The 22,357-nt window shown below is 35.0% G+C and carries 20 protein-coding genes and 1 pseudogene; 8 read left to right on the top strand and 13 right to left on the bottom strand.

Going from position 1 to position 22,357, the window contains the following annotated elements:
- Positions 1–2 precede the first annotated feature (2 nt).
- The gene (locus tag BW926_RS03985; protein WP_076444391.1) at positions 3–629 is read right to left on the bottom strand and encodes an aminotransferase class IV; all 627 of its coding nucleotides are present in this window, start codon (positions 627–629) and stop codon (positions 3–5) included.
- Positions 613–1,590 carry an aminodeoxychorismate synthase component I gene (locus BW926_RS03990; protein ID WP_076444393.1) on the bottom strand — a complete coding sequence of 326 codons (978 nt, stop codon included), beginning with the start codon at positions 1,588–1,590 and terminating at the stop codon, positions 613–615. Before BW926_RS03990 ends, BW926_RS03985 begins: the two co-directional genes overlap by 17 nt.
- Before the next feature lie 223 nt (positions 1,591–1,813).
- On the opposite strand from BW926_RS03990, the gene BW926_RS03995 reads away from it, so the two are divergent.
- From BW926_RS03995 to BW926_RS04010, 4 genes are all read left to right on the top strand, one after another.
- Positions 1,814–2,359 carry a hypothetical protein gene (locus BW926_RS03995; RefSeq protein ID WP_228403390.1) on the top strand — a complete coding sequence of 182 codons (546 nt, stop codon included), beginning with the start codon at positions 1,814–1,816 and terminating at the stop codon, positions 2,357–2,359.
- A 77-nt stretch (positions 2,360–2,436) separates the two neighbouring features.
- The gene (locus BW926_RS04000; protein ID WP_076444397.1) at positions 2,437–3,168 is read left to right on the top strand and encodes a beta-carotene 15,15'-monooxygenase; all 732 of its coding nucleotides are present in this window, start codon (positions 2,437–2,439) and stop codon (positions 3,166–3,168) included.
- The gene (locus tag BW926_RS04005) at positions 3,168–4,253 is read left to right on the top strand and encodes an AI-2E family transporter (protein WP_076444399.1); all 1,086 of its coding nucleotides are present in this window, start codon (positions 3,168–3,170) and stop codon (positions 4,251–4,253) included. The genes BW926_RS04000 and BW926_RS04005 overlap by 1 nt, the downstream gene beginning before the upstream one ends.
- 13 nt (positions 4,254–4,266) lie before the next feature.
- Positions 4,267–4,518, top strand: a complete 252-nt coding sequence (locus tag BW926_RS04010) for a DUF3820 family protein (protein WP_076444457.1) — start codon at positions 4,267–4,269, stop codon at positions 4,516–4,518.
- Between the two features lie 65 nt (positions 4,519–4,583).
- Here the strand turns inward: BW926_RS04010 and BW926_RS04015 are convergent, their stop codons facing one another.
- Together BW926_RS04015 and uvrB are read right to left on the bottom strand one after the other, a co-directional pair.
- Positions 4,584–4,958, bottom strand: a complete 375-nt coding sequence (locus BW926_RS04015; protein WP_076444401.1) for a VOC family protein — start codon at positions 4,956–4,958, stop codon at positions 4,584–4,586.
- A 15-nt stretch (positions 4,959–4,973) separates the two neighbouring features.
- Positions 4,974–6,965 (bottom strand): excinuclease ABC subunit UvrB, encoded by a 1,992-nt coding sequence (uvrB, locus tag BW926_RS04020; protein ID WP_076444403.1) that lies wholly within the window; start codon positions 6,963–6,965, stop codon positions 4,974–4,976.
- Between the two features lie 287 nt (positions 6,966–7,252).
- On the opposite strand from uvrB, the gene BW926_RS04025 reads away from it, so the two are divergent.
- Positions 7,253–8,593, top strand: coding sequence for a peptide-N-glycosidase F-related protein (locus tag BW926_RS04025; protein ID WP_076444405.1), 1,341 nt, complete (start codon positions 7,253–7,255; stop codon positions 8,591–8,593).
- A 280-nt stretch (positions 8,594–8,873) separates the two neighbouring features.
- Here BW926_RS04025 and BW926_RS04035 read toward each other — a convergent pair whose 3' ends face one another.
- The 6 genes from BW926_RS04035 to BW926_RS04060 form a co-directional block, all read right to left on the bottom strand.
- Complete coding sequence (locus BW926_RS04035; protein ID WP_076444410.1) at positions 8,874–11,309, bottom strand: TonB-dependent receptor plug domain-containing protein; 2,436 nt, start codon at positions 11,307–11,309, stop codon at positions 8,874–8,876.
- 476 nt (positions 11,310–11,785) lie between these two features.
- Positions 11,786–13,162 carry a tryptophanase gene (locus BW926_RS04040; RefSeq protein WP_076444413.1) on the bottom strand — a complete coding sequence of 459 codons (1,377 nt, stop codon included), beginning with the start codon at positions 13,160–13,162 and terminating at the stop codon, positions 11,786–11,788.
- An 84-nt stretch (positions 13,163–13,246) separates the two neighbouring features.
- Complete coding sequence (locus BW926_RS04045; protein ID WP_076444415.1) at positions 13,247–13,864, bottom strand: DUF502 domain-containing protein; 618 nt, start codon at positions 13,862–13,864, stop codon at positions 13,247–13,249.
- Between the two features lie 120 nt (positions 13,865–13,984).
- Positions 13,985–14,566, bottom strand: a complete 582-nt coding sequence (locus tag BW926_RS04050) for a MiaE family protein (RefSeq protein ID WP_076444417.1) — start codon at positions 14,564–14,566, stop codon at positions 13,985–13,987.
- 397 nt (positions 14,567–14,963) lie between these two features.
- The gene (locus tag BW926_RS04055; RefSeq protein WP_076444419.1) at positions 14,964–16,052 is read right to left on the bottom strand and encodes an acyltransferase family protein; all 1,089 of its coding nucleotides are present in this window, start codon (positions 16,050–16,052) and stop codon (positions 14,964–14,966) included.
- A 180-nt stretch (positions 16,053–16,232) separates the two neighbouring features.
- A complete protein-coding gene (locus BW926_RS04060; protein ID WP_076444421.1) occupies positions 16,233–17,114 on the bottom strand; it encodes a neutral zinc metallopeptidase in 882 nt (293 codons plus the stop codon).
- A gap of 181 nt (positions 17,115–17,295) precedes the next feature.
- Here BW926_RS04060 and rplU point away from each other — a divergent pair, with 181 nt between their 5' ends.
- Both rplU and rpmA read left to right on the top strand, forming a co-directional pair.
- Entirely contained in the window at positions 17,296–17,877 is a 582-nt protein-coding gene (gene rplU / locus BW926_RS04065; RefSeq protein ID WP_076444423.1) for a 50S ribosomal protein L21, read from the top strand.
- Positions 17,878–17,892: 15 nt separating this feature from the next.
- Entirely contained in the window at positions 17,893–18,150 is a 258-nt protein-coding gene (gene rpmA, locus BW926_RS04070; RefSeq protein WP_047399085.1) for a 50S ribosomal protein L27, read from the top strand.
- A 52-nt stretch (positions 18,151–18,202) separates the two neighbouring features.
- On the opposite strand, the gene BW926_RS04075 is transcribed toward rpmA, so the two are convergent.
- Positions 18,203–19,003 (bottom strand): T9SS-dependent choice-of-anchor J family protein, encoded by an 801-nt coding sequence (locus tag BW926_RS04075; RefSeq protein WP_083672254.1) that lies wholly within the window; start codon positions 19,001–19,003, stop codon positions 18,203–18,205.
- 132 nt (positions 19,004–19,135) lie between these two features.
- Between BW926_RS04075 and BW926_RS14720 the strand changes: the two genes are divergently transcribed.
- A complete protein-coding gene (locus BW926_RS14720; RefSeq protein WP_410493241.1) occupies positions 19,136–19,240 on the top strand; it encodes a bacteriocin-like protein in 105 nt (34 codons plus the stop codon).
- Between the two features lie 117 nt (positions 19,241–19,357).
- Here the strand turns inward: BW926_RS14720 and BW926_RS04080 are convergent, their stop codons facing one another.
- Both BW926_RS04080 and BW926_RS14150 read right to left on the bottom strand, forming a co-directional pair.
- Entirely contained in the window at positions 19,358–21,886 is a 2,529-nt protein-coding gene (locus BW926_RS04080) for a DUF5686 family protein (RefSeq protein ID WP_143756496.1), read from the bottom strand.
- Between the two features lie 338 nt (positions 21,887–22,224).
- A pseudogene (locus BW926_RS14150) lies at positions 22,225–22,344 on the bottom strand (IS982 family transposase); the annotation flags it as partial.
- Positions 22,345–22,357 lie beyond the last annotated feature (13 nt).

Genomic DNA, 22,357 nt, shown 5'->3' on the forward strand with positions numbered 1-22,357 from the left:
AATTAAAAATCAAGATATTCTTCATTTCCTGGAAGATTGATAATCTTATCCAATGGATAAATAAAATTTTCGTCAAAATCATTTAAAGCGTTAATGATTTGAAAATGAGAAAATTCTTTTAAATTCTGAATATTAATCTCTGTTTCTTTTATTTCTTTATGCTTTAAAAGGCTTTGTCTTTGAACTCCGTTCAGCAGATAAGTATTTGGAGTAAACCAATCTTTTCCTTTTAAAAATATAAGATTAGAAAAAGAAGTATCTGTAATATGGTTGTTTTTGACAATAATGATTTCTTCAGCCTTTGATTTGGTCTTCATTTTTTCGAGTTCCTTTCTGTCTTCAAATTTAAAGGAATAGTCGAAGCTGTTGTTTTCAACCAATTGAAAATCTTCAATTTCTGGAATCGCATAAGGAATCATCTGTGTTCTGATCCTTTTATCAAGATCATATACGATTCTTAATTTAAAAAGGCCATCTTCGTCATGCTCAAGATGCTTATAAATTTTAGCAAGATCTATTGATCCTTCTTTCCCGAAATGGGAGAAAGTCTGATCTACACGTTTCTGGTGAATTTCTAATAAGAAAATCTTTTGATCTTCTATTTTAATGCTTTCAATGAATTGGGACATAGATTTTGTTTTTCATTTCCTGATACTCGTCTTCCAGCTTGCTCATATGGGTAATTCCGCCGCCACTTTTGAAATAAAGTTCGTTACCTTCTTTCTCAATAAAACGGATCATGACACAGCTGTCAAGATTTTTACCGTCAAACCAACCGCAAACGCCTGTGTAATAACCTCTGTCAAAGCCTTCTGCTTTAAGGATTATTTCTAAGGTTTTGGGTTTTGGGGCTCCTAAAATAGATCCGGCAGGAAGCAGTTTTTTCATTATGCTTCCTACTTTTCCTTCAAAATCAGGCTTTATAATTCCTGAAATTTCTGAGCTCATTGCATATAAATCTTTTTGCTGCGTTTTGATAAAATCAATATGCTGGAATTTATCAACCTTCACATCATCTGCCACTATGCTAAGATCATTACGGAGCAAATCTACCACAGTGTAATGCTCAGCCTTTTCCTTTTTATCATTCTTCAAAATTTCCGCGGCATTTTCCAATGAGGCATCAATGGTACCTTTCATCGGATAAGTTGAAATTTTTCCGTCAATAATCCTTACAAAAGTTTCAGGAGAAAAAAATACGAAAAAATCCTTATAAAAAACTTTATATTTTGCAGATGAATGATAAAAAATTTCTTCAAGCGTTAAATTTGTTTCAATCTTTGTTTTCCGGGTATAATTTACCAGATAAGAATTTCCGAAATGAATATTTTTTTGAACAATATCAAATCCTTTTTTAAAGCTTTCTAAACTCTCAGGATAAGACTTCCATAGGATCTTTTTTATTAGCCCGTGTTGAGTTTTTGCATTTGAAAATTCTTGAAAATCAATTAGTAAGATCGATTTTTTTATTTCATTTTCTTTAAATATTTTTACCTTCTCTCCCAGGAAATCGATGATGAAGAAATAGGGAACCTTCTGAAGGGAAAGTTCATCCATTTCCATAAATTTTTGATGATTCATTGAAAACATTCGACAAAAGTAATTATTGATGTTTATTTTTGCACAAAATTTTTTAATGGAAAACAAATATCCTCAGAAACCGGGACTAGATTTTATACTGAAGCAGGCATTTTTCTATTGGAATAAGACGTTGATGTTTCAGCTTATGTTTTCGGTCATTTATTTTGCTGTTTTTTTTACATCTATCTTTTTCTTTGCTTCCAAATTTGGGATCTGGGACCAGCAACAGGAGATGCTTGATGCATTTAAAGTAAGTACAGAGGCATATATTGCAAAAGCAACTGAATTGGGGCAGACAGAAAACTCACAATACTTCAGCTATGCATTTTTAGGAACTCTGGTGTTTTTATACCCCTTGAATCTTGGATTTTTTCAAATTTTCAGAAAAATTGATCTGAATGAGCAGATATCTCTTTCGGATTTATTTGTTGGTTATAATGGGTTTAGTTTTTTTAAGTATATTGGTTATTATTTGTTTTGGCTTATGTTTTATTTAATATTATTCCGAACATTAATTTTACCGTTTGTCTGGGTTTGTGTAACACTTTTTGTAGCTCCGATAATGTTCTTTATGAATAAAACAATATTTGAGTCTATTTCTTTGAACTTTAGGGCTTTAAAAATGTATTTTCTTGAAATATTTGTTTGTATAATCGTTGCGTTTATTTTTAAATATATTGGTTTTACTTTGTTATTGATTGGGGGATTATTTACTTTTCCTTTCTGGAATGCGATGATTTATTCTCTTTATAAAACTATATTTTCAGAGAAAATATAAATTTTCAAATAATTTTAATACTTTTTTTGCTAAAAAAAAGTTAAATTTGGTAGAAACAACATTAAAAAATAATCACCATGTCAGAATTTAATGAATTTGACCAGCAGGGTTCTGTGCCAGAAAGAAGTACGGGATCAATCATTTCTCATGCTTTCGAAATGTATAAAGGGGTTTTCCTGTATGCGATTATCGCAATGATTGTATATCTTATATTTGGTTTTGTAATTCAAACGGTTACAGGGTTCAACTCTGCAGCTATAATGAAAGATATGAGAGAGTCCGGAGATTATAGCTATAATTACTGGAATGCTCCTGGATTTCCTTTATATATCACTTTATCAGGGCTTTTAGGGCTTTTACTATCGCCTTTATATGTAGGATTAATCTATATGATTAATAAGTACAACACAAAAAACCCTATTGAGTTTTCTGATCTTTTTATAGGATACAGACAAAATTTTGTTAATATTTTAATTTATGCATTGCTTTCAGGAATTATTTCTGCAGTAGCTTTTTCGTTGTGTGTATTTCCGGGTTTTTTTGTGTATCCGTTTTTGCTTTTAGGATATCCTATCTTACTATTTGAAAATGCTTCTGCTACGGATGCTCTTGGAAAATCTTTTAATATCGTTAAAGAGAATTATGGTACTTTTCTTGGGGTAACCATTTTAGGCTTTTTAATATCAATGGCTGGGGTTGTGCTTTGCTTCATCGGGGTTATTTTGACGGCTCCGTTTATCATGGCTGTAATGTACTCTGCATATTGTGCCTATTTAGGGAAACCAAGACAAATACTATTTAACAAATAATGAATAAAGATCAGCAAATAAGCAGTGTTAAAATAAAGCAGGTTTTTTTACTTGTCATTATTTTGATTCTTACAGGTTTAATTTGCTTTAATCTTTCCCTTTTTATACCTTCCGTTTTAGGAGCAATCACTATTTATGTGGTCTGCAGGAAATATAATTTTTATCTGCAGGAAGAAAAAAACTGGAAACCGTGGGCTTCATCCTTGGTTTTAATGCTTGCGAGCCTGATTGTTCTTATCCTTCCAATTTATTTTATTGCGGAGTTATTAATAGAGAAATTAGGAAATGCACAGGCTTATATGGATAAGTTCAATGTATTTCTTGAAAAAATCCATACTTATATTTATTCAAAAACAGGGTTTGATATTTTGAGTAAAGAAAATACAACTAAGCTGAAGAGCAGTGTTGGACAGTTTTCTACAAAAGCACTCAGCGGAACATTTAACACGCTTACAGTGGTGCTTTCTATGTATTTTATTCTTTATTTCATGTTGGAAAAACCGAGGCTTTTCGAAAGAATTTTAGTATCATCAGCGCCTTTAAAAAGATCGAATATTTCTTTAATCGGAGAAAAAATGAGAAAGCTGATTATGGCTAATGCTATTGGGATTCCTGTTGTGGCCCTGGGACAGGGAATTGTTGCTCTGATAGGATATTTTATTTTTGGAGCGCCCAGCCCGGTTCTGCTTTTTGCATTAACAGCTGCTGCATCTATGGTTCCTGTCGTTGGGGCGGCTATTGTTTATATTCCGGTTTGTATCTATATGATTGCGGATGGGGATACGGGAAGCGGGCTTGGTCTTGCTGCGTATTGTCTTGTCGTCGTTGGGCTTACGGACAACTTGCTGCGTTTTACACTGTTGAAAAAACTTGAAGATGTCCATCCTTTGAATACGGTTTTCGGAATTATTATGGGAATGAATCTATTCGGTTTTATGGGGCTGATCTTCGGACCTATTTTGATCTCTTTGGCCTTGCTATTAATCCAGGTGTACAGAAACGAATTTTCTGATGATGACACTCCAGAGCTGAAATTGTCAGATAAAGATGATGATCTGGAACAAAAAATTGATTTAATTGTATAAAATGGAAAAAACAATAAACCCAGAAATATTAAAGGAAATATGTATCATAAAAATGCCTTTTGGGAAATATAAAGGGGCCATTTTAGCCGATCTCCCAATAAGCTATCTTGAGTGGTTCCACAGAAAAGGAATGCCCAAAGGAAAGCTGGGAATGCAGCTTTCAACAATATATGAAATAAAGCTTAATGGCTTAATAGATCTGCTGATTCCGATTCGCGGAGCAGTAAATTTTGAAAGGCCTAAGACAAAGATTTATAAATTTTAATATAAAGTTTCGGCGGCATCGAAGATGCCGCCGAAACTTTTAAAAGATTTTTATGTAATTTAAAATTACATCGGCTCCCAAAGCTCAATCTTATTTCCTTCAGGATCAAGAACATGTATGAATTTACCGAAATCATAGACCGCAATCTCATCTAAAATTTCTACATTTTCTTTTTTCAGTTCTTCAACCAAGGCTTCCAGATTATCAACCGTATAATTGATCATAAACTCTCTTGTAGAGGGCTCAAAATACTTTGTTGTTTCAGGAGATGGGCTCCAGGTCAGAGAACCTTTTGCGTTCGTTTCCGCCATGTCTTTCCAATCAAACGTTGCGCCGTATTCGTTTACATTGATTCCCAAGTGGGTTTTGTACCATTCTTTTAAGGCTTTTGGATCTTTGCATTTGAAAAATATTCCTCCGATTCCTGTTATTCTTTTCATTTATTAACTGTTTTTTTAATTTTTTAAAGCGACAATTTCATCCCTTAATTTTGCGGCTTTTATGAAATCAAGGTTCTTTGCAGCGACTTCCATTTCTTTTTGTTTTTGCTCAATTACCTTTTCGATATCTTCGCTCGTGTAGCTTGCCTTTGCTTCTGCTACTTTTTGAAGAATCTCTTTTTGTGTATATTTTTCATCCGGGAAATCCTTGTTTCTTCCTACAAGGCTTTCGGAAATCTTTTTATTTAAAGCTTTTGGAACGAGGCCGTGTTCTTCATTGTACTGTATTTGTTTCGCCCGTCGATATTCCGTTTCGTCTAGGGTTGCTTGCATAGATTTTGTAATTTTATCGGCATACATGATTGCTTTTCCGTTAATATTTCTTGCAGCACGGCCGACAGTCTGAATCATTGATCTTCTGCTTCTTAGCATTCCTTCCTTGTCTGCATCCAGAATGGCAACCAATGAAACTTCCGGCAAATCTAAACCTTCCCTTAATAAATTAACTCCAATTAAAACATCAAAAAGACCCACGCGAAGATCCTGCATGATCTGAATGCGTTCCAGTGTTTCAACATCTGAATGGATATATCTTGTTCTGATCCCAAATTTTGTGAAATATTTCGTTAATTCTTCCGCCATTTTTTTTGTTAAGGTTGTTACCAAGACCCTTTCGTCAAGATCAGCTCTTTTCTGAATTTCTTCCATTAAATCATCAATTTGATTTAAAGTAGGCCTTATTTCGATGATCGGATCCAAAAGACCGGTAGGACGGATGATTTGTTCAATATAAGTTCCGCCTGTTTTTTCTAATTCATAGTCTGCGGGCGTTGCAGAAACATAGATGACCTGGTTCTGCATGACTTCAAATTCCTCAAATTTTAAAGGCCTGTTATCCATCGCTGCCGGAAGTCGGAATCCGTATTCCACCAAGGATTCTTTTCTGCTTCGGTCACCTCCGTACATGGCATGAACCTGTGGAACGGTAACGTGGCTTTCATCAATAACCATTAAGAAATCTTTTGGAAAATAATCAATTAAACAAAAGGGGCGGGTTCCCGGAAGCCTGCCGTCCAGATATCTTGAATAGTTCTCAATTCCCGAGCAGTAGCCTAATTCTTTTATCATTTCCAGATCCAGCTCCGTTCTTTCCTGCAATCTTTTCGCTTCTAACGGCTTTTCAATTGAATTAAAAAAATCAACCTGTTTTACCAAGTCATCTTGAATATGCCTGATTGCACCATTCAGTGTTTCTTTTGAAGTAACGAAAAGATTGGCGGGATAAATTTGAATTTGCTCAAAATTTGAGGCTACATTTCCAGAAACAGGATCAAAGCTTTGGATTTTCTCAATTTCATCACCAAAAAACTGAATTCTCACTGCGCTATCAGCATAAGCGGGAAATACATCAATTACATCTCCTTTTACCCGGAACGTACCTCTTTGAAACTCGTTTAATGTTCTTGCATATAAAGCGTTAACTAAAGAATGGAGAAGTGCGGTTCTTGTCACCTTTTCACCAATACCAATCGAGATTAATGATTTGTGAAATTCCGTAGGGTTTCCGATACCGTAAATGCATGAAACAGAGGCTACAATGAGCACGTCTCTTCTTCCGGAAAGTAAGCTTGCGGTTGCAGAAAGCCTTAATTTTTCAACTTCTTCATTGATGCTGAGGTCTTTTTCAATGTAAGTTCCGGTGGTGGCAATATAAGCTTCCGGCTGATAATAATCGTAATAGCTTACAAAGTATTCAACGGCATTTTCAGGAAAGAATTCTTTAAATTCCATGAAAAGCTGGGCCGCCAGTGTTTTGTTGTGAGCTAAAACTAAGGTTGGTTTTTGTACATTCTGGACAACATTAGCCACAGTAAAGGTTTTACCCGATCCTGTCACTCCGAGTAAGGTCTGATATTTCTCACCAATTTCAATTCCTTCGGTAAGCTTTTGAATAGCTTGTGGCTGATCTCCAGTGGGCTTATATTCTGATTGAAGTTTAAACTGCATAGAAAAATGATGTTATATAAACAAAAATACAAAAGAAATTCCTGACATCGAAGAATTTTAGTATGCATTTCGGACTTAATACTTTTAATTGATTTTTAGTTTATTAGGATATTTATTTCTATTCAAGTATTAATTATTTTAAAAATAAAAATATTTTTCCTGTTTTAGTGAAAATTTTCTTTTTTTGTTTTGAATTATTTATAAAGTTATTTCAATTTCATTATTGATTTTGTATCTATATATTTATATTTTGAATATATTTGTTGATAAATCATAAAATAAATAAAATGAAACAAAATTTATTGTCTATAGTTTTATCCTGTCTTTTCATCTCCTTATTCGGGAAGAATACCCTTACCCCGACAACAATTTTATTTTATGAGGATGCTATTTTTTACGATATGTATGATGTAACGGTTAATCAGCCTTTACCTCCAGGAGCGGTTCGTCTGAATAATAGCACTTATACAAAGAAAATGACGGATGCACAGCTGGATTCTTTTGGAAATCAGGTAACGATGAACGTTACCATTAATGCTTTGTGTGATAATTATGACAGACTTGGGCATGTTTTCTTAGCCTTTGTCCCGAAAGGAGCTGCATCGTATGATACTAATCTAGTCAAAAAGCTTGAGATTGGAAGGTTCATAACTCCTTTTATGAATAAAAATATTTCTCCTACTAGTGTTCCTTATACTTTTCAGGTAGATAATTTAGGTGCTGTTTTTAAGGATGTCAATCTTCGTTCCCAATTTGACTTTTGGATAGAATTTACAGTGTTTGGTGTTCCTTACGCTGCGCAGACGCAAGTTTCAGGGTGGACAGGAAGGATTGATGTGTTTAAGGGGACATTAAGCTTCACTACTGATAATAATTCTTCTGTTCCTCCGGTTAATAATTTTCTTATGACTATGGCTACAATTAAAGATTTTAATAACTATAACGCGACAGATCAGCCAGGAGCAACTGTTAGATTGTTTAGTTTTACTCTCACCAATGCTGTAAATAATGCCAGCTTTTATTTAATAACATCTAATCATGGGGCAAATAGTGGAGGAGAAGAGTATGTAAGAAGGCAGCATTATGTCTTTTCGGATGATGCGCAGGTATATACATATAAGCCGGGAGGAATTTCGTGTGAACCTTTCCGTCAATATAATACACAAGGCAATGGTATTTACGGAAGCTCGCCAAAACCTGATTCCTGGTGGACTTCCTGGAACAATTGGTGTCCTGGAAACACAATTCCTATAAGAAAAGTAAGTGTAGGAAATTTACAGCCGGGCTTGCACACATTTAAGATCACTGTTCCAGATGCTCAGTTTGTAGGACAGCAGGGTAATTTCCCATTGTCGGTCTATCTTCAGGGAGAAGCCGCGAATGCTTTAGGGACACATGAAATGACTGTAACTGACGTCAAGATTTATCCAAGCCCTGCTTCTAATTACATTAAAATTGCAAGCACTAAAAAGATCCGCGAAGTAGAAATGTACTCTACAGACGGAAGACGGGTAAAAGCCTTTAGCGGAGGAGAGGCGGATATTAGTGAGCTGCAATCAGGAATATATATTTTAAAAGTTACTTTTTTAGACGGAGTTTCTTTTCAACATAAAATAATTAAGAAATAAAACAGTCTTTTATATAGTAAGGTTTGGGCTCAAAATGAAGTTTTGAGCCCAAACCTATTTTTAAAGCAATTAAAAACAGTAGTTTAGAGAAATTTATTATTTCAAATCTTACTTTACAAATATATTGTTTGAATCGCATCTTACTTATGCATTTGGAAATAACTGCCGAGTTTGTCATCCTGTAACGATCTAAAGTCAAATTTTTTAAGTCTACTTTTTACAAGCTTTGAAGTATTATTAGTGAAATAATAAAAACTTTGTGTCAAAAAATATTTAAATTTTAAAATCTAAAATTAAATCTCGCAAACGCCTGCCTTCCTGCAAATCCCATCTGAACGGGATCAAAAATACCTCCCGATTCTGTATTTCCATTTGAAACAGCAGCTTTCTGCAAAGTTGGGTATCTGTTGAACAAATTCTTACTTCCGATCGTCAATGTTATATTTTTTGAAAATTCATAGCCAAAAGAAAGATCTGTCGTTACTTTTGGATTATAAATCTGGTAATCATCCGCACCGCTGTAGCCAATCAAAGTCACTTTATCAAATCTCACCAACTGCAGGTTTGCATTGAATTTATTGATTTTATAATTCAGATTTAAATTAATCTTTGTTTTTGGTGCAGAAGCCAAAATAAAAGCCCTTTCTCTCGGACTCAGATAAATTTCTTCTTTTCCTTTTAATCTCTCGGAAGTATTTACTTTTGTGATTTCCATGTCGTTGTAATTTCCGGCCAGAGTAGCGGTTAGTTTTCCTTTTCCGATATTTTGAGTATAGCTTAAAATCACATCAACACCTTTAGTTTGCGTATCAATGGCATTGGAAAAGAACTGAGCCTGATCAATAAAAGGATAATCGGTTTGTACGTCTGAAGGAAGATCTGCTCTTGCAAAATTGCCGGTTAAAACAATTCTATCTTTCACTTTGATATAATATCCGTCAACTGTTGCCGTGAATTTTCCGGTGTTAAATGTAAATCCTGCGCTACCATTCACGGATGTTTCCTGCTTCAATTGAGAAATTCCGACCCTTCTTGCCAAATCGCTATCATTCGAAGCCAGCTGAATCGTCATCAGATCTCCGCCCTGAAAATTCGTAAACTGCAAGCTATAATATTTTTGAGCTAAAGAAGGAGCTCTAAAACCTGTAGAAAAGGACCCTCGAAAAGCAAGCTGAGGAGTTATTTTATATCGTGTTGCCAATTTTCCGTTCAATGTGCTCCCGAAATCGTTATAATTTTCAAATCTTCCGGCAATGCTGATCATCCAGTTTTTTGTGATATCCAATTCTGTGTCGACATATGCGGCAAAATTATTTCTGCTTTTACTGACTTCCTGAGAATATCCCGGAAAACCCTGAGATCCTCCGGGTCTTACATCTCCTGTTAAAGGGTTGGTAACCAACAGGCTCTGGTCTGTACTCGCAGTTACGATATTTCCGTTCACATCGTACATTGCGTAAGATGCCTCTTCTCCTTTAATAATATCAAATTTTTCATACCTGAACTCCGACCCGAAAGCTATATTAAAGCCTTCTAAAACATTGAATTGTTTTGAAGCATTAAAACCAGTCGTATTTTGGAGCAAAGAATGACCTCCCGCATTGAAGCTTGTCGGTGAACTGATTCCCAAAGTCGCATTGATCGTATTATCGATCTGATACGTGAATCTATTGTTTCCAAAAGCATTGTAAAGATCAACATCCCAATCTGCAACTTTGAATTTTAAGCCGTTATCAAACGTAAAATCTGTGATGCTTGTGCCTTCAATCGGATTGAAACCATTTGGGTAAACTTCTGGGATATTTCCATTTGCGTCCGCGCTTCTTGTCCATGCGTAAGCGTCTGTATTTCTTTGAGAAAACCCTTGTCGTGAATAAAATTTTAAATTGTCCGACAGCGGGACTTCAATATTTCCGAAGAAATAAAAATTCTGAGATTTTGCATCCCCAAATCTTTGTCGTGGAGCCTGATATTTTTCCGGATTGGCATTTCGGATAGCATATTCTTTGTTGACAAATTCTGCCGTAAAGTTTCCGAAACCTCCTTTTGAACCTATTTTCGTTCCGTAATTTCCGTAGAAATCAAACGTGTTTCCGTCTATTTTTCGATCTGAAACAACATCTTTATCACCAGGACTTTTAAATAGATTAACACCGTAAAATGCGTTTCCTTCAAAACCGTGATCGCGGTCATTTAAAATAACATTAATAACTCCGGCAATGGCATCAGAACCGTACTGTGCAGAAGCTCCGTCACGCAGAACTTCAATTCTTTTTATTGCTCCGATGGGAATAGTGTTCATATCCGATCCTGTATTTCCGCGGCCTTTTGTTCCGAAAAGATTGATTAATGAAGATTGATGGTATCTTTTTCCGTTGAGTAAAAGTAAGGTCTGGTCTGGGCCCAAGCCTCTTAATGTTGCCGGATCTACTGCATCAGCTCCATCCGAACCCGATTGTTTATTAGAATTAAAAGAGGGCGCAGCAAATTGCAAAAGCTGGTTCACTTCCACCTGACCCGTGGATTGACTCACCTGTTTAATATCAATGACATCAATAGGAACGGGTGTGTCAACGACTGTCCTTTTCTTGTTCCGGCTTCCAGTGATTGCAACTTCCTCAATTTTAGATTCCTTTGAAAGCGTATCATTGATTTGTTGTGAATATACAGCACAAGATGTGGTTAAGAATACAGCGCTTAGGATTTTAATTTTCATATTTTTAGGTAAGTTTAAATTAGTAGTTTAATCAAAAATATTAAATTTTGTTTTTAAATCATCAATAAATTCACACTTGTTTGATAAATAATATGATAATTAAATGTATTGCATAGTCTTGTTTAAATTTTAAATTGAATCGTTTAATTTTGAAAATAATTTAAATTTTCAAAAAAATATCTTCATAAAGTTTGCCATGCTGTAAGAATCTAAGCATAGTAATATAAAAAGGATGGAAAAATTCGCACCTATATAATTACTGTATGACAAACGTTGTATATATTTTTCGGAATTTCTAATGACAGATTGCAACCCTAGCCCATTGAACGATATGTTTGAGCTTTTTTCGGATTTGGCTCGGCGGCTTCGCCGCCGAGCCAAATCCGAAAAAAAACGAGTAGTGAAAGCGGGAATAAGCTCTTAAAATACAATAAAAAAGGATCCAAAAATAAATTTGAATCCTTCTATTTTAAGTTTTATGCTTTTTCTAAATGAACCGTGAAATGTCTTAACAATTCTGGTTCCCATGTAATCTTGTAGCCTTTTGCAATTTTTTCACGTCTTTCATAAACGTTTTTGATAGCAGCTGCAATATAATCCATGTGGTTGTTGGTATATGTTCTTCTTGGGATTGCCAAACGTACCAATTCCAACTTAGGATAACGGTTTTCTCTTGTTTCTGGGTCTCTGTCTGCTAATAAAGTCCCGATTTCTACGGTTCTGATTCCTGCTTCTTTATAGATCTCAAGACCTAAAGTCTGTGCCGGATATTCTTCGCGTGCAACTTTTGGTAAAAAATTCAACGAGTCAATGAAAACAGCATGTCCTCCGATAGGTTTCTGAACAGGGATTCCGTATTCAATTAATTTATTTCCAAGATATTCCACCTGGGAAATTCTGCTTTCCAGATAAGCAAATTCGGTTGCTTCATCAAGACCAACCGCCAAAGCAGCCATGTCTCTTCCGGCCATACCTCCGTAGGTGATAAAACCTTCGTAGATAATGGTGAAATTAGATGCTTTTCTAAAAACTTCTTCGTTATTTAAAGCTATAAAGCCTCCGATGTTTACAAGCCCGTCCTTCTTAGAGCTCATGGTCATACCTTCTCCGTAAGAGAAAATTTCTTTACAGATTTCTTTAATGCTTTTGTTTTCCTGTCCGGCTTCTCTTTTCTTAATAAAATAAGCATTTTCAGCAAATCTTGCAGAATCAAAAAATACTGAAACTCCATATTTTTCAGAAAGTTCCTTTACCGCTTTCATATTTTCCAGAGAAACAGGCTGTCCTCCGGAAGAGTTGCAGGTAATGGTTATTAAACAAAAAGGAATATTTTCTTTTGGGTGGCTTTTATAAACCTCTTCCAATTTCTCAAGGTTGATATTTCCTTTGAAAGGATGAAGGTCGTTAATGTCAAAAGCTTCGTCGATTGTACAGTCGATGGCGTGGGCTTTTCTGAACTCAATGTGGCCTTTTGTGGTATCAAAATGAGAATTTCCCGGGATAACATCACCTTCTTTCACCAAAACTGAAAATAATACGTTTTCGGCAGCTCTGCCTTGGTGGGTAGGCAAAAGATATTTGAATCCTGTGATATTTTTAACGGTTTGGTGCAGTTGTTCAAAAGAACGCGAACCTGCATAGCTTTCATCACCCATCATTAAGGCGCCCCATTGTCTGTCAGACATGGCTCCGGTTCCGGAATCTGTCAAAAGATCGATGAAAACCTGCGAAGATTTTAAGTTGAATAAATTATAGTTTGCTTCTTTCAGCCACTGTTCTCTTTCTTCTCTTGTAGATTGACGGATTTCCTCAATCATTTTAATACGGAAGGGTTCCGCGTACGGTAAATTCATGATATAAATGTTTAGTAGTTAAGAAAAAATAAGTTGAAATAAATTCAATTTCATCAAAATTATATTTAAAAAGGGGCTTAGAAGTTACTCTGGCGCTTTAAATATGTTATCATCCGAATGGAAGCCTGCAACACCGCCGCTTACTGCAAATTTCATTGCAGAAGCTGCAGTCATCCCTACTACAGGTTTGATGTTTTTTTCTTCTGTAACAATTACCCATCCTGAAATTGCGTAAGAATGCGGAAGATAAACAGCAACGTAATTATGTTTCTCTACATCTGCCATCTCTTTTTGAGTCAGGAATCCAATTCTCCAAATCTCAGGATTTTCATTGGTTTTTACCCATACGGGATCATTGAATTTTTTCTTATCTCCTACAAATGAAGACATTACGTCTTTTGTTGGTGTGTAAATATGTTTTACCCCGGGTGTTTTTTCCAGTAAGCTGTCCATCGTGTCGAAGAAGAATTTCCCGACTACGAATTTGTTACCCAGATATCCCAAAAGTGCTGTAATTAAAATTGTAGATACAAAAACCAGCCCCGGAATTTCTTTTGCAATTGAAGGGATGATATTGTCAATTGAAGTAATAATATACCAGATCACAAACAAGGTAAGCCCGATTGGGCCAATAATAACCAACCCCTGAAAGAAGTTTTTCAGGAAAAAATTAGCAATATTCTCAAAAGTAGGTTTTTTCACTTTGTTTTTATCTGTTATCTTAATAAATAAACTTTGTTTCTTAAAAAAATAGTGCGAATAAATGCATTGTTTTAAATACTTTATACATGAAGTTTAACTTCTTAATGTTTGAAAAATATTTTACCCATGGATCGATTCTCCCTTACCGTAAGACAGGATTACTTTAGCTTCGTACTCCAGCCACTCTTCCCATCTTGTGTTTACTTTTTCAGGATTTCCCAGTTGTCTTGCAAAACCGATGAAGGTTGTATAGTGATTCGCTTCCGAGATCATTAATTCTTTATAAAAAGCTTTAAGCTCTTCATCCTTAATGTTTTCGGTTAAAACTTTGAATCTTTCGCAGCTTCTGGCTTCAATCATGGCGGCAAAAAGCATTTTGTCTACAATCAAATCGTCTCTGTTTCCGCCTTTCTGGATGAAGTTGACGAGCTCATTTACATAATCATCCTTTCTTGTGCGCCCAAAAATATATCCTCTTTCTTTAATAATCTCATGAACCTGCCTGAAATGCTCCAGCTCTTCCTGGGCAATGGCCAGAAGTTCTGTCACGATTTCCGGATATTCAGGAAGCATAGTAATCAGCCCTATAGCATTCGTAGCGGCTTTTTGCTCGCACCAGGCGTGATCCGTCAAAATTTCTTCAATGTTTCCTTCTGCGATATTTGCCCACCTCGGATCGGTAGGAAGTTTCAACTTAAACATGGCTTAAAAATTTATGTAAAATTAAAATAATTTGTAATACGATAGAAGTTTATTTAGACTAAGTTTTTACGTGAAATTTATACTTTAAATATAAAATGGAAAATTGATGGTATTTTTTTGATATTAGTCTAAAACAACTAAAAATATAAATGATGAAAACAATTACAATTTAAAAAAATAAATCTAATGCTTTGTTGATACTTGCATTTATGATGGGTACTTCTGTCTCTGTTTTTTGCTCAGGAAAATTCCGGGGACGTTGTTGAAAAGGTTAATACTAAAAAAATCACAACCACTACAGAATGGTATACCGATCCTATGTACCTTATCGGCGGTGCTGTTCTACTGATTATTATCATTGCGCTTATCGCAAGAAGCAGCAGACGGGAGAGCTATATCAGGCAGCAGTTTTTCTCCTCACGAATTCCAGCATATTCCATCCCAGATCATCTATTTTTTTCAATCCGGCTGAAATAATGAAAGCCGATGCAATATTAATTGCATATATCAGGATCATTAAAAGCCACCATGCCATATTTTTTTTTAACGGTTCTACTAAAAAGTAAATGAGAGATGAGCTTATACCTTGCGCAAAATAGAAAAATATTGCGTTTTTTCCGATATGTGTGATCAGATTTTCTTTTGTGATTTTCAATCTGTTGTAAAAGACGAAAAGTGTAACAAGAGAAAATAATGACCATATAATATAAGGTATCTTCGGAGGGAATTTATTTCGGTTGATCTTATAAAAAATATCACTACCGTAATACCAGAACATCCAAACTAAAGCCGCTGCAACTAACCCGTACAATAATGGAATTATTTTTACTGGGATTTTTTTTCTTTTCATTCTATTGCCGATAAGGAAAACAGTTATATAAAATGCTACATACCCCACCTGCCCCGAAGGATATATTTCTGGGAAAATATTGAATAAGAACGTTAAAGCAATACAAAGGCCGATAAACCAATTGATATGTTTAGGGAAAAATCTTAAGATCAATACTCCGAAAACGGTTAAAATATAATAAACTTTCAGGTACCAGAAACTTCCCATCACAACCGGGAATGTATCTGCATTGGTATACTGATGAAGGTACCAGTTCCCCAGATTCTGCCATTGCGGTGCTGTTGAAATATCCAAAGCAGCATATTTTGATCCAAAAGTTGAATAAAAATTCCGAAGCCATTCTAAAGAGAAAAAGCTTAACCCGAATACTTTAAAAAAATAATCCAGAAAAAAAAGGAAGGTTACGAAAATCATATAAGTGATCTGTAATTTTAGAAGCCGGTATAATGTTTTCTCAATATTTGATCCTGAAGTAATCCCGCTTAGGGCATAAAACAAAGCAACATCAAAAACCAGAGAAAATATCCTCATCTCTGCTGGAATATAAAGCTGGCCAGACCAGAAAGCCGTATGAATGAATATAATGGAAACGGTTGCCATTCCTTTGGCAAAATCAATATAGAGATCTCTGTTCATTATTTGGAATATGTTTCAAAAATAAGAAATTAATCGGTTGAATGTTTGAAGTTGGATGCTGGAAATGAATAAGTTTGAAAATATTGATATTATTTGCAAACTTCCAGACTTCTGTTTCTAAATAAACAAAAGAGGTAAGACAATGCCCTACCTCCTTTATTTAAGTATATAGAAATGATGTTATTTAAGCTCTTTAAACTCTTCCACAGAAATTTTTCCGGACTGAATTTTTCTTAGCTCATCAATGTATTGACTCATGTATGCGTCAATTTCAGGATTTCGGAGGTTTTTCCCCATTTTGTAGGTGCCATTCAAAACTCCCTGGTAATAATAGAAGAAGTTATAATCAAAGTCAGCCGCTGAAAGACTGTACTGCCCTAAAAGGAAGCCCAAACGTACAGCAGATCTTCTTTGAGGCGGAGTTCCGTGGTGACCAGGGCTTGTCGTTTGATAATCTCCAATACTTTGTGCGAATTCATAAGCGGCAGCGATTTGTGCAAAGGTTGTTTGGTTGTAGCCGTTTGGTCTTCTCAGGTAATAGCCAGCAAAGCCATCTGCTTCCAGCTCGTTCGGTCTTGCTGTTGATTCGCTTACAGAAGGCAATCCAAAGATGTATTGCAGCTGATGCCCATATTCATGCGCAAGAATCATTGCATTGACAATATCTCCGCCCTTATTTTTTGCATCATAATAAATTGCATAGCCGTAATAGATTTTTCCTGTAGAATAAGAAATCGCATTGTAGGTTGAATTAAGATTTGATGGATCATTCACAAATCTTAAAATAGGATTGCTTTTCCCCCACATACTTGCAATTTTTGTCATTTGAGAATTCATAAAATTGGTATCCGTGGAATTCTGCAGGCTAGTCAGCAAAACAGATGAAGAGCTCCAGTATTGATCTACATAATAGCAGATTTTTTCAAGCTCATTCGGCTGCTCAATCTTTTTACTTTGCTCCGGTATTTCCGACAGAGGAGTGGTTTCCATTGAGTCGTCATTACATGCTGATAATACAGCAATTGCTCCCGCTAACAGGGAGAGTCTAAAGCTTCTTTTCATATTAAATGATTTTGGTGTAGGTAAAGATATAGATTACTTTCAAAAATTTTTTCACTTTATGGTGAAAAATTATTCAAAACATAGTTAATTTTTTTATATCAAAAAACATGGGTTTGATTGTAAGGTATTTAGAAAATTATTCATATATTTGCACCTCGAAATAACTAAAAATTTATAAACAATGTTTGCAATTGTAGAAATAGCAGGGCTTCAATACAAAGTTGAGCAAGACCAGAAGTTGTTTGTAAACCGTTTAGCAGGAGACAAAGGAGGTAAAGTATCTTTCGATAAAGTACTTCTTACTGTAAACGGTACAATCACTGTAGGCGCCCCAGCTGTAAGCGGAATCACTGTGGAAGCAGAGATCCTTGATCATGTAAAAGCTGATAAAGTAATCGTTTTCAAAAAGAAAAGAAGAAAAGGTTACAAGGTGAAAAATGGTCACAGACAATCTTTAACTCAGATTCAGATTACTGGTATTACAGGTTTTGAAGGAGCTCCAAAGAAAGAGAAAGCTGCAAAAAAAGAAACTTCTAAAGCGGAAGTTCTTTCAGACAGCGCAACCGTAAACTTCAGTGAAGATCACGAACTAAACTATCACTTGAAGAAAAACGGATTGTCACAAAGTAAAGAAAACAGAGAAGCTTTGGTTACTTTAGGTAAAGCTGTCAAAGTAGAATTAGAAAAAAATGTTCTTACTCATGCAGAGGTAGATTCTGCTATAGTAAAGAATATAGACAATTTCAAAGCGTTAAATAAATAATAATCCACTAATAAAATGGCACACAAAAAGGGAGTTGGTAGCTCCAAGAACGGTAGAGAATCTCACTCTAAAAGATTAGGTGTGAAGATTTTCGGAGGACAAGATGCTATTGCCGGAAACATTATTGTTAGACAAAGAGGAACTCAACACCACCCAGGTGCAAACGTGGGAATCGGTAAGGACCACACTTTGTTTGCTCTAGTAGATGGTAAGGTAGTTTTTAGAAAAAAAGCAAATAACAGATCTTTTGTATCTGTAGAAGCAAACGCATAATCAGCGGTTTATAAAAAATTAAATCCTCAACAAAAAGTTGAGGATTTTTTATTTATTTTTTAATGAATTTTTCAGTACTCAGAATACCATCTGTATTTTTTATCTGAATGATATAGGCTCCCGAAGGTAAATGATTTACAGGAATAACTGCTTCGGTATTATCAAGCTTTACATAATGTATCTGCTTCCCGCTAAGATCAAAAACTGATACTTCCGAAATTCTTTTTTTAGAAGAAATATAAACAATATCAGAAGCAGGATTGGGAAATACTTTAACAATATTTTCCTGCAAACCAACTTCGGATGTAGCTAAAGTTGTTCCGCTTACCATTACATTATCAACATTAAGCGAGCAGCCATATCTGGCAACCCCCTCTAAAGCAATCTGATAAGTGGCAGACGGCGAAGGTAATGGTAAAACTCCGGAAGTAACCCAATCACTGATGCTGGTATTAAAGTTTGTAATCATAGTCCACGGGCCGGATGATGATGTTCTGTAATATATCTTTAGTTCGTTTTGATCTCCACTCCAATCTTTATTTCTGTAATAAAATTGTAAAGTAGGATTTGTGACACCTGATAAGTTTAGTACCGGGCTGACATATTTTGTGGTGTCGTTACTAAATGAAGTAATGTCAAACTCCGCCATATATGAACCGGCATAAGGCCCCGTAGAATAGCCGTAATAGGAAGTTTGCACATTGGTCCATTCCTTATTTCCGGATTCGTAGATTTTCGTCCATGATGCAGCGGTGGGAGAATCTGTTTCAAAAGTTTCTGTCCACGGAAAAGTAGTAACCTGTGCAGTGGATAAACCAGAAATAAAGATCATCGAAAGTAAAGTGTTCTTCATAATTTATAAGTTTAATTCACGTCTAAGTTACTTATTATTATAAGAAGTATTCACTTTTTTTTGAAATAAATTTATTTTTTTGAACACTTTTATATTTTCAAGTTTTAATTAAATCATCAAATTAAAATTATTATGAAAAATTTAAAAAGACTTTCAAGGCATGAGCTTAAAACTTTAAAAGGTGGTTTTAGGTGCGAAGGCATTTCTTTCGACCGGTACTGCAACTTACCAGCATAAAGCCGTCCGGGTTGCCTTTCTCCACAGATATTAGTGCCGATTTGCGGAGGCTGTTCCACTAGTTACATTTAAATAAATGACGTTTAATAAATTTAACCCGAAATGAGATTTTTATATTTAAAAGCCAACTTGGAAGCCAGCTTTGATACCAAATTTTGAAATGTTTGGACGATCAAGATAATTTCCACGCCAGTTAAAATCTACACGGAAAATCCTGAGATTTCCAAATCCTATATTTTCAATCCCGAAACCATATTCGTAATAAATATGCTCACTCGGCGCAGTATATTTGAACCCTTCCACATTAATTGCTTTTGAAGCATCGCTCAATGTTCCATAGGCGCCTCTAATGAATGCAGTTTCTCTTAGTTTCAATTTTTTAATTAGCGGAATATAAGAAAGAATTTTACCATTAAAATGATGCTCCAAATGTAGTGTTGCATAAGTATCCGCCACAAATTCATAATAGTTAAGCTGTGCAAAAGTATTTTGAGACAAACTGTATGACTGATTCCCCGGAATTATATTCTGTAAAGCCAAAGGAACTGTATCAAAATTCTTTCCGGCCTCAAAATTAATTAACGTTTTGCCCCAACTTCCAATCAAGAAAGGTTTGTGAAAAAGGAACTGTAGTTTATTATAATTAAAATCTGATCCGAATAATCCTTCAATACCTCTTGTGTATTTCAAAATGATTGTTGGAGCTAAAGTTCCATGCTCATGCCTATCGATACCGGTTTGCGAAAATTTTGCTCCCGGTCTTGCAATAAGGCTTAAAGTAAGATGAGAATCGTTGGTTGTTTTTCTCAAATTTCCATCTTTATAGTACATAAGACTAAACTCGTCCGGATTGGCAGATTTAATGCTTTGCATAGTCCCGTCAAGCCTGATTTGGAAATTTTTCCAGGGTTCAATAGAGGTAAAGATATTGGTTTGATTCAAGGAACTTAATGATGCGTTTTCACCTCTTGCAAAAACAGTAGATGAAGCAAACGTTCTGGCCATGATTCCATCATCATCCGTAAGCTGGCTTCCTAGCTGAAGAATGTCTCTTCGGGTTCCTGCTCCAATGGTAAACCTGTTTACTCTATTAAACATAAATCTTGCTTCAGCGCCATATTTCACTTGATGATCTTTGAATCCGTAAGCGGTGTAAAATTGAACCCTCCATGGGTCATTTCTTGTAAAATAAGTTCTTGCTCCAATTCTTATTCGATTACCTTCTACCTCATTTTTGCCATAAACAGAGAAAATTGGTCCAAAATCAAGACCTAATTTCTTAACGTTGTAATAGCCTGAGCCCAATGTTTCATAAAGTTTTATGATCCTGTTGAATTTTGGGGTTTGTTGGAGCTTGTCAAGCATATCGTAAATTCCCTGTTCGCTTTTTGATAAAGAATCTGGTCGGGCTTTTTCCCAATATGATTCATCTTTTTCTACAAATTTATCCTCATATTCCTCTTCATGTCTTTTAAAAATTTTGTCTTCAAGAGATTTATTAAACTGATATTCAGAATAATCAACGGATCTTTTGGCAATGATGCTTTTTGCTGTTTTCTTTTTTGAAAAAGGAGTCATTTCAATTTCCGTAATAAATTTTCTTGGAAGGAAGGTATTTTCATCAGGATTATCATATTCCAACTCGGTAGAAATCCCGTTGATGAAATTAACATTGATTTTTTGTGTTGATTTTAAAGTAGCGCTTAGGACAGCATAAGAATCTGTATCAATATATAAATACCCCTGAAAAGCCAAAAGCTCCGTTCTTTTTGGCTGATAGCGGATTTTATACGCATTTTCTCCTCGTATGGAAACGGTATCTAACAGATTATATTCATAGGTGCTGAAGCCTGTTTCTCCTACCGGGCTTGGGAAACCGATGTCGAAATAGTTTAAAGTATTGTCATAAATATTAATATCGCGGTAAAGATTTTTTGCCGTCAAAGTAATGATTTGGTTATCCTGGAAACCTGATGTTTTTTGAGCAACCAAAAGCCTTTTTGTTCTTTTTGAGGGCCTGTTTTCGCCATAATTTTCATAGACAGATTCGTTTAAGAAAATAGGGAGTCCGATTTTTCCACTTGCTGTAGAGTCTTTATAATCAAAAATAAATTCAAGCTTATTGAAGATTTTTTTCTTCATAAAGGCGCTATCAAGATTATTTGCGTCAAACTGGATTTTTTCGTATTCTTTGAAGGTGTATGTATCGAATTTGTCTAACCCGTTATTTCTTTTTCGTTCCCAGACTTTCTGCATGATGGCGTAGGCCGGATTTTCCTTTTTATTCTTATATTTTGTCTTTTCGTTGTGGATAACAACCTCCTGAATATTGCTTTCTTTTTCCTGTGAAAGCTTTACAAAGATATTCGAAGAATTTTCCTGGGTTATATCTACAGTTTCTAAGGCATAGTTTTTTCTTAAAAATTTTAATTTATAAATAATGCTGTCTGACTGCACCATGAAGTTTCCGGAAGTTGTTGTCAGAATGGGGTTATTGCTTTCATTGATGAAAATATCAACACCGCTGACTTCTTTATTGGTTTTTGCGTCAACAATTTTCCCGCTCGCTGAATTTTGAGCGCAGAAAAAGTCGACAAAAAATATAAGGATAAAGAGGGTGTAATATTTAGAATTTTTAATTAACATTAGTTGATTGTTCAAGCATTTAGCATAACAAAAAGTATGCAGTTTATTTTAAAAAAATAATTTTTTTTAAACATTTTTACAAAAAAATACAAAACTATAAATACAACAAAAATAAAAACGCCATTTTGAGAGTGTTATAGTTCTAATTTTGATATAGTTATAAATGCTTTTAATGCTGATTTCAGGTCATATATATTTTAGTAAGGAGTCACTTTTGAGCAACATCTTCGTAAAAATGCTGATAATGGAGGAATTGGAATGGTCAGATTTGGAAGATTTAAAATTCAGTTATAACAGGATTAAAACAAAAGCATATATCAACGTGAAGTTACTAAAAAATAGTGAATGTCGTGAACAGACGCTGAACTTAAATCTATACTTTGAAAAACACCGTTTATAGAACAGACCGCATGAAGTTTATAACCATAGAAATGTATTTGCTGAGGGGCACAAAAACCTCTGTTTCATTCG

It is taken from the genome of Chryseobacterium sp. RU37D, assembly GCF_900156075.1.
GTDB lineage: Bacteria > Bacteroidota > Bacteroidia > Flavobacteriales > Weeksellaceae > Chryseobacterium.

Coding starts and splice junctions, on each gene's coding strand:
- BW926_RS03985 (WP_076444391.1), bottom strand. CDS start 629: ATGTCCCAATTCATTGAAAGCATTAAAATAGAAGATCAAAAGATTTTC.
- BW926_RS03990 (WP_076444393.1), bottom strand. CDS start 1,590: ATGTTTTCAATGAATCATCAAAAATTTATGGAAATGGATGAACTTTCC.
- BW926_RS03995 (WP_228403390.1), top strand. CDS start 1,814: ATGCTTGATGCATTTAAAGTAAGTACAGAGGCATATATTGCAAAAGCA.
- BW926_RS04000 (WP_076444397.1), top strand. CDS start 2,437: ATGTCAGAATTTAATGAATTTGACCAGCAGGGTTCTGTGCCAGAAAGA.
- BW926_RS04005 (WP_076444399.1), top strand. CDS start 3,168: ATGAATAAAGATCAGCAAATAAGCAGTGTTAAAATAAAGCAGGTTTTT.
- BW926_RS04015 (WP_076444401.1), bottom strand. CDS start 4,958: ATGAAAAGAATAACAGGAATCGGAGGAATATTTTTCAAATGCAAAGAT.
- uvrB (WP_076444403.1), bottom strand. CDS start 6,965: ATGCAGTTTAAACTTCAATCAGAATATAAGCCCACTGGAGATCAGCCA.
- BW926_RS04025 (WP_076444405.1), top strand. CDS start 7,253: ATGAAACAAAATTTATTGTCTATAGTTTTATCCTGTCTTTTCATCTCC.
- BW926_RS04035 (WP_076444410.1), bottom strand. CDS start 11,309: ATGAAAATTAAAATCCTAAGCGCTGTATTCTTAACCACATCTTGTGCT.
- BW926_RS04040 (WP_076444413.1), bottom strand. CDS start 13,162: ATGAATTTACCGTACGCGGAACCCTTCCGTATTAAAATGATTGAGGAA.
- BW926_RS04050 (WP_076444417.1), bottom strand. CDS start 14,566: ATGTTTAAGTTGAAACTTCCTACCGATCCGAGGTGGGCAAATATCGCA.
- BW926_RS04055 (WP_076444419.1), bottom strand. CDS start 16,052: ATGAACAGAGATCTCTATATTGATTTTGCCAAAGGAATGGCAACCGTT.
- BW926_RS04060 (WP_076444421.1), bottom strand. CDS start 17,114: ATGAAAAGAAGCTTTAGACTCTCCCTGTTAGCGGGAGCAATTGCTGTA.
- rplU (WP_076444423.1), top strand. CDS start 17,296: ATGTTTGCAATTGTAGAAATAGCAGGGCTTCAATACAAAGTTGAGCAA.
- rpmA (WP_047399085.1), top strand. CDS start 17,893: ATGGCACACAAAAAGGGAGTTGGTAGCTCCAAGAACGGTAGAGAATCT.
- BW926_RS04075 (WP_083672254.1), bottom strand. CDS start 19,003: ATGAAGAACACTTTACTTTCGATGATCTTTATTTCTGGTTTATCCACT.
- BW926_RS14720 (WP_410493241.1), top strand. CDS start 19,136: ATGAAAAATTTAAAAAGACTTTCAAGGCATGAGCTTAAAACTTTAAAA.
- BW926_RS04080 (WP_143756496.1), bottom strand. CDS start 21,886: ATGTTAATTAAAAATTCTAAATATTACACCCTCTTTATCCTTATATTT.